Origin of the sequence: Pseudomonas sp. UBA4194 (assembly GCF_002379585.1) — a bacterium.
Taxonomy (GTDB): domain Bacteria; phylum Pseudomonadota; class Gammaproteobacteria; order Pseudomonadales; family Pseudomonadaceae; genus Aquipseudomonas.
In genome coordinates, this window is sequence record NZ_DFUE01000054.1 from 1 (window position 1) to 10,832 (window position 10,832).

The 10,832-nt window shown below is 61.5% G+C and carries 10 protein-coding genes; 6 read left to right on the plus strand and 4 right to left on the minus strand.

Going from position 1 to position 10,832, the window contains the following annotated elements; all coding sequences use genetic code 11:
* Positions 1-179: 179 nt before the first annotated feature.
* Complete coding sequence (locus B3397_RS13855; protein WP_296251002.1) at positions 180-1,064, minus strand: AraC family transcriptional regulator; 885 nt, start codon at positions 1,062-1,064, stop codon at positions 180-182.
* A gap of 174 nt (positions 1,065-1,238) precedes the next feature.
* On the opposite strand from B3397_RS13855, the gene B3397_RS13860 reads away from it, so the two are divergent.
* Positions 1,239-2,297 carry an NAD(P)-dependent alcohol dehydrogenase gene (locus B3397_RS13860; RefSeq protein ID WP_296251004.1) on the plus strand — a complete coding sequence of 353 codons (1,059 nt, stop codon included), beginning with the start codon at positions 1,239-1,241 and terminating at the stop codon, positions 2,295-2,297.
* A gap of 58 nt (positions 2,298-2,355) precedes the next feature.
* On the opposite strand, the gene B3397_RS13865 is transcribed toward B3397_RS13860, so the two are convergent.
* The gene (locus B3397_RS13865; RefSeq protein ID WP_296251005.1) at positions 2,356-3,597 is read right to left on the minus strand and encodes an OprD family porin; all 1,242 of its coding nucleotides are present in this window, start codon (positions 3,595-3,597) and stop codon (positions 2,356-2,358) included.
* A 153-nt stretch (positions 3,598-3,750) separates the two neighbouring features.
* A complete protein-coding gene (locus B3397_RS13870; protein WP_414704386.1) occupies positions 3,751-4,512 on the minus strand; it encodes a class II aldolase/adducin family protein in 762 nt (253 codons plus the stop codon).
* A gap of 121 nt (positions 4,513-4,633) precedes the next feature.
* Between B3397_RS13870 and B3397_RS13875 the strand changes: the two genes are divergently transcribed.
* Positions 4,634-5,602 carry a LysR family transcriptional regulator gene (locus tag B3397_RS13875; protein ID WP_296251009.1) on the plus strand — a complete coding sequence of 323 codons (969 nt, stop codon included), beginning with the start codon at positions 4,634-4,636 and terminating at the stop codon, positions 5,600-5,602.
* Between the two features lie 65 nt (positions 5,603-5,667).
* Here B3397_RS13875 and B3397_RS13880 read toward each other — a convergent pair whose 3' ends face one another.
* Positions 5,668-6,654 carry a LysR family transcriptional regulator gene (locus tag B3397_RS13880; RefSeq protein WP_296251010.1) on the minus strand — a complete coding sequence of 329 codons (987 nt, stop codon included), beginning with the start codon at positions 6,652-6,654 and terminating at the stop codon, positions 5,668-5,670.
* 166 nt (positions 6,655-6,820) lie between these two features.
* Between B3397_RS13880 and argH the strand changes: the two genes are divergently transcribed.
* Genes argH through B3397_RS13900 form a run of 4 tightly spaced genes read left to right on the plus strand, consistent with a single transcriptional unit; the run spans position 6,821 to position 10,795 of the window.
* Positions 6,821-8,248: an argininosuccinate lyase gene (gene argH, locus B3397_RS13885; protein WP_296251011.1), complete on the plus strand. Its 1,428-nt coding sequence runs from the start codon at positions 6,821-6,823 to the stop codon at positions 8,246-8,248.
* A 17-nt stretch (positions 8,249-8,265) separates the two neighbouring features.
* Entirely contained in the window at positions 8,266-9,138 is an 873-nt protein-coding gene (locus B3397_RS13890) for an amino acid ABC transporter permease (RefSeq protein WP_296251013.1), read from the plus strand.
* 24 nt (positions 9,139-9,162) lie between these two features.
* Positions 9,163-9,927 carry an amino acid ABC transporter ATP-binding protein gene (locus B3397_RS13895; RefSeq protein WP_296251015.1) on the plus strand — a complete coding sequence of 255 codons (765 nt, stop codon included), beginning with the start codon at positions 9,163-9,165 and terminating at the stop codon, positions 9,925-9,927.
* A gap of 34 nt (positions 9,928-9,961) precedes the next feature.
* On the plus strand, positions 9,962-10,795 hold the full coding sequence (locus tag B3397_RS13900; protein ID WP_296251017.1) for an ABC transporter substrate-binding protein: 834 nt from the start codon (positions 9,962-9,964) through the stop codon (positions 10,793-10,795).
* The last annotated feature ends 37 nt before the right edge of the window (positions 10,796-10,832 follow it).

The following is a 10,832-nucleotide window of genomic DNA, read 5'->3' on the forward strand; positions in this document are numbered from 1 at the left end:
CGGCCCTTTCGCGGCTGGACGCCGCTCCTACAGATATGCCCCCCCGTAGGAGCGGCGTGAAGCCGCGAAGGCGTCGGGATGGTTGGCGCGGGATCCGGGATGTGCGTGGTCAGTGCGGGCCTCTTCGCGGCTGGACGCCGCTCCTACAGGGGGGGATGCGGTGATATGGGGCGGGAGGGTCAGCGTAGGTCTCGTTCCTGGCCGGGGCTGCGGTTGAAGAGTCTTTTGTATTCGCGGCTGAACTGCGAAGTGCTCTGGTAGCCCACCCGCAGGGCCACCTGGTTCACGTTCAAGGCATCGGCTACCAACAACGCGCGGGCTTTCAGCAAGCGCAGGCGCTTGAGGTACTGCACCGGCGAGGCCAGGGTGTTGCGCTTGAAGTGCTCGTGAAAGGTCGACGCGCTCATGTTCGCCCGGCGGGCCAGATCGTCGACCTGCAAGGGCTCGTCATAATGGGCATGCAGCCAGGACAGCGCGCCAGCGATACGCGCGAATTGCCCCTGCTGTTCCACCAGTGCCCGCAACACGTGGCCGTTGGGCCCGCGCAGTGCGGCAAACAGCACCTCGCGCAAGCGCGCCTGCGCCATCACCAGACGCTCCTGGGGATCGTGCAGGCATTGTAGCAGTCGCTCCACCGCCCCGCGCATGGTGTCATCCAGCGCCACTGCGGTCATCGACTGCAAGGTCTGCGCCTCGCTCTTGCCCGGCTCCATGGCCAGCACCAGTTCGCCCAGCAACGCCCGGTCGATCGGAATCGATACCCCCAGCAACGGCAGTTCGGGCGTGGCGAAGGTCTCGCACTCGAACGGCACAGGCAGTGCCTGGATCAAGTAGTGCCCAGCGCCATACTCCAGGGTGCGCTCGCCCAGATAGGCCAGCTTGCTGCCCTGGGCGATCACCATCAGGCTCGGCTCGTAGATTTGTGCGGTCCGGGCAATGTTGCTGCGGCACGACACCACCAGCAATCCATCGATGGCGGTGGTCAGGAAGTCATCGGCCGTGGCCAGGGGTTCGATCAGCTGCACCAGGCGGGCATTGGCGTCGAGGTGTTTCGTCAAAGACATGGGGTACCGAAAGGCAGGATATTTGGGACGCCGTCATGATCGCACGCCGGCACGGCATTTTAATCCAGTGTCGGAGGAATAGGCACGCACGGCGCAGGATCGGACATGGCCGGGCAGGGTGCGAACCCGGACAATGGTTCGCCTTGTTTCCCAACGTCCGATGAGGCCTCTTCAATGACCAAAGCACTCGGTTATGCCGCGCTGTCACCCACTACCCCCCTGGCGCCACTGAGCTTCGACCGTCGTGCCCTGCGCGCCGACGATGTCAGCATCGAGATCCTCTACTGCGGCGTTTGCCACTCCGACCTGCACCAGGCACGCAACGACTGGGGCATCGCGGTGTACCCACTGGTGCCGGGCCATGAAATCGTCGGCCGCGTTGTCGCCGTCGGCGCCGACGTGCAGAAATACGCCGTGGGCGATCGCGTCGGCGTCGGCTGCATGGTCGACTCCTGCCAGCACTGCGACGCCTGTCATGCCGACCTGGAGCAGTATTGCCTGGAAGGCCCGACCATGACCTACGCCACACCCGACCGCGTGGACGGCAGCAACACCATGGGCGGCTACTCGGACAGCATCGTGGTCAGCGAAAAATTCGTGGTGCGCATTCCGGATGCACTGGATGCCGCCAATGCCGCGCCGATCCTGTGTGCCGGTATCACCACCTACTCGCCGCTCAAGCACTACGGCGTCAAGGCAGGCGACAAAGTCGGCATCCTGGGCATGGGCGGCCTGGGCCACATGGGCATCAAGTTCGCCAAGGCCATGGGCGCTGAAGTGACCCTGTTCACCCGCTCCGCCAGCAAGGCCGCCGAAGGCCGTCGCCAGGGCGCCGACCACGCGATCGTGTCCACCGATGCCGAACAGATGCAGGCCGCTGCCGGACGCTTCGACTTCCTGCTGGACACCATTCCGGTGCCTCACGACCTGAACCCCTACCTGGAAACCCTGCGCTTCGATGGCGTGCACATCCTGGTTGGCCTGATCCAGCCGGTCGAGCCTGCGTTGAACGCTGCCAATCTGGTGATGAAGCGACGCGTGCTCGCTGGATCGCTGATCGGCGGTATCAAGGAGACCCAGGAAGTGCTGGATTTCTGCGCCGAGCACAACATCACCTGCGACATCGAAATGCTCGACATCCGCAACATCAACGAAGCCTTCGAACGCATGCATGCCGGTGACGTGAAATACCGCTTCGTGATCGACATGGCGACGCTGCAGCCAGCCGCCTGATTCCCACGAAGTAAAAAAAACGCGGCCATGGCCGCGTTTTTTATGGCCTGCCTGAAAGTCAGAACACGTTGAACGGATAATCGGTGATGATCCGCACTTCGTCGATCTGGCCGCCGCGATCGCTGCTGCGATAGCTGGCATGGCGGACCCGCACGCTCAAGTCCTTGGCCTTGCCGCTCTGTACCACGTAGCGACCTTCGATATCGCGCTCCCACGCCTTGCCGTTGTCGGTGGCGGCGGTGTTGAAATCGGTGCCCTTGACGTAGCGAGTCATGAAGCTCAGACCAGGCACGCCGTAGGTCGCCAGGTTGATGTCGTAGCGAGCCTGCCAGGACTTCTCGTCTTCGTAGTTGAAGTCGGAATACTGCACGGAGTTGGCGAACACATAGGAAGCGTTGCCGTCCGGGCCGTAGACGTAGTCACCGGTACCGGTGACCTGTTGGTGAGCCAGCACGAAGGTGTGCGCACCCACCGAGTAGCCCGCCGAGATACTCCAGATGCGGTTGTCCAGCTCACCGCTGCGTTCCTGGCCGGTGCTCTTGGTGTCATAGCCGTTGAAGTCGAACTTCAGCGACTGTTTGTCGCTCAGCGGCAGCACGTAGTTGGTGTTGACGTAGTACTTGCGGAAGTAGTTGTCGGTGTCGCCGTAGTACAGGCTGGCGCCCCACTGTGGGGTGATCTTGTAGGTGCCGCCGACGTAGTCGACCGACGTCATGCGACCGCTGTCCCGCGACGACTGGTTACGGTTGCTCAGACCGGTGAAATGGCCCGCGGCCAGGGTCAGATCCTTGAACTCCTTGCTGTTCACCGAGAAACCTTCCACGGTTTCAGGCAGCAAACGGCTGTCGGAAGTGCCCAGCACCGGCACCGAAGTGATCTGCGTACCGTACTTGAGCACCGTGTTGGAGATCTGCATCTTCAGCACGCCGCCCAGTTCGGACTGATTGTCCTTGGCGCCGCTGCTGCCTTGTTCCAGCAGACCGGTGCCGCCGCCGGTGCGACCATCACCGGTGTCCAGTTTCTGTGCGAACTGACCCAGCAGGTCGATACCGAAACCGACGGTGCCCTGGGTGAATCCCGATTCCAGCACGCCGACGAAACCCTGAGCCCATTCTTCCCCATAGCTCTGGGCCGCGCCTTCAGCACGCTGATCGCGGTTCATGTACATGTTGCGAGTCTTGACGGTGAAGTGAGCGCCTTCGGTGAAGCCAGTCGCATCGGACTGCTGGCTGGCGAAAACAGGTTGGGTTGCGCCTACGGCGACTGCGATAGCAGTCAGGCTAAGGGTCTTCAAATGCATTGAAACGGCTCCTGGACTCTCGTGCACCCGCCGGTCGGGGGGGCGTTTATGTCGGCAGCATTCGGTTAAGCAGAGGGACGGTTCACCGTTCATGGCCGGCGATACCTTTGTTGTCGAGAGGTGAAAGCGTGATACGCGCGTTAGCGGTTCGGTTCAGGCGCAGTAGTCGTCCCGCTGATGGGCGATGAGGGTCAACGCGGCTTCCCAGGCCAGATCGATGAGCCCCGACTCGTCGTCGCCCTCGAATTGCTGCGCGGTGAACTCGCAGGTTTGCGGGCTGGGGATGATCAGTTCGCGCCCGCCCGCCAGGGCCTGCACCTGAGCCTGACAGGCGCGCTCGAGCATATAGATGTTCTGGAAGGCTTCAGCCACGCCGCCGCCGGCAGCCAACAAGCCATGGTTGCGCAGGATCATCGCGCTGTGCGGGCCCAGATCTTGCACAAGCTGCTCGCGTTCCTCCACGCGCAGGGCAATGCCTTCGTACTGGTGATAGGCCAGACGGTTGTAGAACTTCAGGGCGTGCTGGCTGATCGGCAACAACCCATCGGCCTGCGCCGAAACCGCGATGCCGGCAGCGGTATGGGTGTGGATCACGCAGTGCAGGTCGGGCCGTGCGGCATGGATCGCCGAGTGGATGACGAAGCCCGCGCGATTGACCCGGTGATCTGGAAAGCGGCTGTCGACCACCTGGCCCTCGCCGTCGATGCGCACCAGATCACTGGCCTTCATATGCTCGAACAACACGCCGTAACGGTTGATGAGAAAGTGCCCGGATGCGTCATCGAGTCGCAGGGATATATGGGTGTCGATCAAGTCGGTCATGCGAAAGTGTGCGATCAATCGATACAGGGCAGCCAACTCGCAACGGGCTGTCCATTCGGACTCGGGGGCAACGGTAACGGAGGTGGAAGTCACGGTGGAGTCCATCGATTAATAGGAGCAAGAACGTGGCGCTAGTTTTATAAGAGTGTCTCGAAGAGGGCAATGTGGTATTTCTTATATTGAATATTCGAGTGGCCAATAAAGAGATTCATCGATGAGTAAGTTGACCGGCAACCCAGCTTTTCCAGCCCGTCCGGCATCGCGCTCTTCCAGCGAGCGGGTCGACTGGAACCTGCTGCGCACCTTCCAGGCCATCGCCCAGGAGTTGAGCATCAGCCGCGCCGCCGTGCGCCTGCACCTGTCCCAGCCCGCCGTCAGCCAGGCCCTCAAACGCCTGGAGGAACAACTTGGCGCCGCACTGATCGAGCGCAATGGCCCGCGCTTCCAACTCACCAGCGCCGGCATCGAGACCTTGCGCATCGCCAACGACGTGCAGGGTCATTTCACCCAATTGGACGCAGCCCTGGAAGCCGCCTCCGATCAGATCGTTGGCAAGGTACGCCTGCTGGCCGTCAGCGGAATATGCTGCAAAGCCTATGATAGAGCGCTCGCCAGGCTACACCGCGAGTTTCCTGGAGTGGCGTTGGAGATCGTCGTGCAATCCAGTGACGAAATCCTCAGCGCCCTGGCGCAGAAGACCGCCACCTTTGGCCTGGCAGTCAACCGTGCGCGCTATCCATGGCTTGCCCAGGAATGCCTGACCCGCGAAGAGTATGGTTTCTACTGCAGCGAACAACACCCGCTGTTCGGCCGTCAAGGCCTCACGGTGGAAGCGTTGAGCGACGAACCGCTGACCATTTTTACCGGTGACCTGCTCGGTGGCACCCTCAGCGCTTTGGCCGAATTTCGCGACCGCCATCGTTGGCATGGCCCGGTACTCGCGTCCTCGGCCAATACGCAGGAAGTATTGCGGCTGGTGTTGGCCGGCTTTGGCATTGGCTGTCTGCCGCATCATCTGTGCGAGCGCGAAGTTGCCGAAGGTCGGCTGTGGAAACTACCGCCGGCGGACAGCGTGTGTACCTTGGATATCAATTTGCTGTGGAACAGGGAATTACGTTTGAGTAGGGCCGAGGTGCAATTTCTAAATGTGATGCGTGAGGCTGCGGCGCAGTTGGAAGAGTGAAAGTTTTGTGCGCTTTTATAGCGCGATAATCTTTCCGGATTAGCCGTTCGCACCAGCGTGGCGCATTACTGACTATGGGGCATGACCGTGACGTTATCGCCCACATTGTCCTGAATCAACTGCAGGAATACCTCCAGTAATGGATTGCGCGGCACATGTTGTCGGTACAGCAACTTGAAGGGCGTGGAAATGCGGAAGCTGCGGGGTTTGACTGCGCGCATCTGGCCGCGCTCCACGTAACTTCTCGCCCAGTGATTGGGTAAATAACCCAGGTAGCGCCCCGTCATTACCAGCATGCCCACCGCTTCCACTTGTGTGGCAATCGCACTCATGTTACGCAGCGCGCCCGGTTTGAATTTATCCTGATGTGCAGCGTAGGCGTGCTCGATATATTCGGCCTGGGCCAGTTGCAGGTCGTCGATGTCTTCGTCGCGCAGAGCGAAGAACGGATGTTCGCTGGAGCAATACAATTCCGCCGTTTCCCGATACAGCGGCAGCACCTCGAATTCGCTCTTGTCGCCATACACCGGGACGATACCGGCAGCGAACCGGCCTTTGAGAATGCCCTGTTCGATTTCCTCCAGCGGCGCTACGTTGAGCCGCAGCCGCGCCTTGGGAGCCTTGGCCTGCAGGCCTTTGAGCACCTGCACCAGCGGTGAGTTGGGGTCGGTGCAGGTGTTGTCGATGACGGCGATATTGAGGTCGCCCAGCAGCTCGCCGCGAACATTGCCCAGGCGCCCGCGAAAGTCATCCAGCGCTACGAACAGATCCAGGCTGGCCTGGTAGATCACCTTGCCTTGTTCGGTGAGGCCAAACTTCTCCCGGCCGCGGGTGCACAGCCGCATGCCCAATCTGATTTCCAGATCCGATATCTGTTTGCTGATTGCCGCCAGGCCGATGTTCAGTTCAGTTTGCGCCGCAGTAAAGCCGCCAGCTTCCACCACGGCCTTGAATACCTTGAATAACTTGAGGTCCATGGCGGTGGCCATGGAGAGGGCAGTATCGCCTGCTCTTTTCGGTACATTTCCAGAATCAGAAAGTTGACTTTCCATTTAAAACATTTACCCCGTCAGTTCTGTTTTCTAGCATCCCTCTCATCCGGTCTCTGTCCATTTGACCCGTCAACAAACCTTAATGCCTGTCGTGTTGAGCCTGCCTTGCGCTATCTGTCGCACTGAAGGGTTTCAGCAAGCAACGTGCCAGCGGAGATTTTCATCGATGTCTGAACCTACCGACCGCCTCTGGGGTGCTCGCTTCAAGACTGGCCCGGCCGAGGCCATGGCCAACCTGTCTCGCTCGCCCAAGGCCTATTTTCGCTTGACCCCCTACGATGTGGCTGGCTCCAAGGCCCACGCCAACGAACTGCAGCGTGCCGGCCTGCTGAATGCTGAAGAAACTCGGCAGATCATCGCCGCGCTGGCGTCCATCGATGAGGATTTTGCCGCTGGCAAGGTAGCGCCGATACCGGCGGACGAGGACGTTCATACCTTCATCGAGCGCCTGCTCACCGAGCGCCTCGGCACCCTGGGCGGCAAACTGCGGGCGGGACGTTCACGCAACGACCAGTCGGCCAATGACATGCGCTTGTGGTTGCGGGATCAGGTACGGGTGCTGGCCTTGGCCATCCTCGACCTGCAACACGCGCTGGTGGCGCAGGCCGAGCAACACGTGCAAACCGTCGCCCCCGGTTTCACCCATCTGCAGCAGGCGCAACCGATCGTGTTCGGCCACCACCTGATGGCTCATGCCCAGTCCATCCACCGTGACCTGCAGCGGCTGCAGGACTGGGACCGGCGTTTCAACCTGTCGCCGCTGGGCGCAGCGGCCATGGCCGGTTCGGCGATTGCCCGCGACTCCCACAGCTCGGCTCTGGAGATGGGCTACGTCGGCCCTTGCGAAAACTCCATCGATGCAGTCGCCAGCCGCGATCACGTCGCCGAATTCCTGTTCATCACCAGCATGTTGGGCGTCAATGTCTCGCGGCTGGCCGAAGAGTTCTGCCTGTGGACCTCACGGCAATTCAACTGGGTCGATCTGGACGATGGCTACGCCACCGGCAGCTCGATCATGCCGCAGAAGAAGAACCCGGATATCGCCGAACTGGCCCGGGGCAAATCGGGCCGCCTGATCGGCACACTCACCGGGATTCTGTCGGTACTCAAGGCCCAACCGCTGTCGTACAACCGTGACCTGAGCGAAGACAAGCACGCGGTGCTCGACAGCCTGGAAACCCTGCACCTGGTACTGCCGGCGTTTGCCGGCATGGTGCGAACCATGACCGTGCGGGTCGACGAGTTGCTGCGTCAGGCGCCATTGGGTTTCACCCTGGCCACCGAAGTCGCTGACTGGCTGTCGCTGCGCGGCGTTCCGTTCAAGGAGGCCCATGAGATCACCGGCAAGCTGGTCCAGGCGTGTGAAGAAAACGGCATCGGCCTGGAGCAATCGACGCCGGCATTGCTGGCGGCGGTGGACCCGCGCCTGACCCCCGATGTCCTCGAGGCCCTGACGCTGGAAGCGGCGTTGGCCGCACGCAGCGGCTGGAACGGCACGGCGCCGCACCGTGTCGTGGCGCAGATAGAGCGTTTCAAGCAGCAGCTTGAGGCACACCACAGCTGGGCGCTGGATTACAGCGGCCCACGCGGCTGAACACTCGGGGATTGGCCATGAACCAGACGCAAGCCACCAAAACACCCAGCGCGCTCGCCGATGCGCGCTATGACATCTCCACCTACAAGGTCGTACCGCGCCGTTATTACGGACGGATGGTCTGGGCCACAGTGATTGTGCTGATGCTGGCGGCGATGGCTCAGGCCTTCGCCCGGGGCAACATCGAATGGTCGTTCGTTGCCCAGTTCCTCACCGCCGAATCGATCATGTTCGGCCTGCTCAACACCATCACCATGTCGATCCTGGCCATGGCGCTGGGGGTGGTGCTGGGGGTGATCGTGGCGGTCATGCGCATGTCGCAGAACCCGCTGCTGCGCTATGTCGCCGGAGCCTACGTGTGGCTGTTTCGCGGCACGCCGCTGATCCTGCAATTGCTGCTGTGGTTCAACCTGGCGTTGATCTTTCCAACCCTGGGTATCCCTGGCTTGTTCGAAGTCAAGACGGTGGAATTCATTACACCGTTCGCCGCGGCCTTGTTGGGCCTGGGCATCAACCAGGGCGCCTATACCTCGGAAGTGGTGCGCGCCGGGCTGCTGTCGGTCGACACCGGCCAGTACGAAGCGGCCAAGTCGATCGGCATGCCGCGCTTGCAGGCGCTGCGCCGGATCATCCTGCCTCAGGCCATGCGCATCATCATTCCACCGGTGAGCAACGAGTTCATCGGCATGGTGAAGATGACCAGCCTGGCCAGCGTGATCCAGTACTCGGAAATCCTGCACAACGCCCAGAACATCTACTACGCCAACGCACGTGTCATGGAATTGCTGATCGTCGCGGGCATCTGGTACCTGGCCGTGGTCACCGTGCTGACCTGGGGCCAGAGCCGTCTGGAACGACGTTTCGGCCGCGGCAGCGGCAAGCGCAACTGATCACCGACCTTGGAGGAAAGCAACATGCGAAACATCGTCAAGGCGGTCAACGTCAACAAATTCTTCGGCGAATTCCAGGCCCTCAAGGACGTCAATCTGGACGTCCCACACGGCGAGGTGGTGTGCATCATCGGCCCGTCCGGGTCGGGCAAGAGCACCTTGCTGCGCTGCATCAACCAGCTTGAAAAAGTCGATCAGGGCGGGCTGTGGGTGGATGACGAGATCGTCGGCTACCGCGCCGTGGAGCACAAGCTGATCGAACTCAGCGACGTGCAGATCGCCCGGCAGCGCCTGGCCACCGGCATGGTCTTTCAGCGCTTCAATCTGTTCGCCCACATGACCGTGCTGGAAAACATCATCGAAGGGCCGTCGCAGGTGCTGCGCCGGCCCCTCAAGGAATGCCGCGAGCAGGCCATGGACCTGCTCGAGCGGGTAGGGCTGGTGGCCAAGGCTAACAGCTACCCCATCGAATTGTCCGGCGGCCAGCAGCAGCGGGTGGCCATCGCCCGAGCGCTGGCCATGCGACCCAAGCTGATGCTGTTCGACGAGCCGACCTCGGCCCTGGACCCGGAGCTGGTGGGCGAAGTGCTGTCGGTGATGCGCGACCTGGCCGCCAGCGGCATGACCATGATCGTAGTGACCCACGAACTGGGCTTCGCCCGTGAGGTGGCCAGCCGTGTGGTGTTCATGGACGCCGGCCAGATCATCGAGACCGGCTCGCCTGAAGATGTACTGATGAACCCGCGAAATCCAAGAACCCAAGAGTTCATCGCAGCGGTACTCAATTGACTGCCCTCATTTCCTTCCACTACGGACCTGCACTATGAAAATAACGTTTGCATTGACCGCCGCACTGGCCGCACTGGTGACCTTGCCGAGCTGGGCCGCCGAGACCGCCACCGTGCCCAAGGCGATCAAGGACAAAGGCTTCATCGCCGCCGGCATCATGCCCAACTATCCACCGATGGACTTCAAGGACCCGGCGACCAATCAGCTCACTGGCGTGGATTACGACCTGGGCATGGAAATCGGCAAGCGCCTGGGCGTCGAGGTGAAGTGGCAGGAAACGGCTTTCGAACAGATGGTCAGCGGGTTGGTGACGCAACGTCTGGATATCGTGCTGTCGGGCATGACCGATACCCCGGAGCGACAGAAGACCGTGGACTTCGTCGACTATTTCCGCACCGGCCCGCAGTACTACGTGCTGGACAGCCGTAGTGACGTGAAGGAAGCGATGGATCTGTGTGGCAAGCGCGTGGGCACCAGCCGCCGCACCACGTTCCCGGTCGAGATTGCCAAGTGGAGCGCCGCCAATTGCGAGGCCAATGGCAAGCCCGCCATCGTGGTGGTAGGTACCGAAGGTTCTGCCGACGCCCGCGCGCAACTGCGCCAGGCGCGTCTTGATGCAGCCGTGCAAGGCAGTGAAACCCTGCCGTATATCCAGGGCCAGGAGCCTGGTGCGTATCGAGTCATCGGCGAGCCGATCGCGGTGCAGTTGACCGGCCTGGGTGTGGCCAAGACCAATCACGAACTGAGCGCGGCGATCATTGCGACGCTGGATGGGATGATCGCCGATGGCACCTATCAGAACATTCTGAAGAAGTGGGGGCTGGAGAAGGGTGGGTTGGAGAAGGCGACGTTGAACAAGGGTATTTGAGGTTGTAGGCGGGGGCGGGGATCGGTGGTGAATGGTC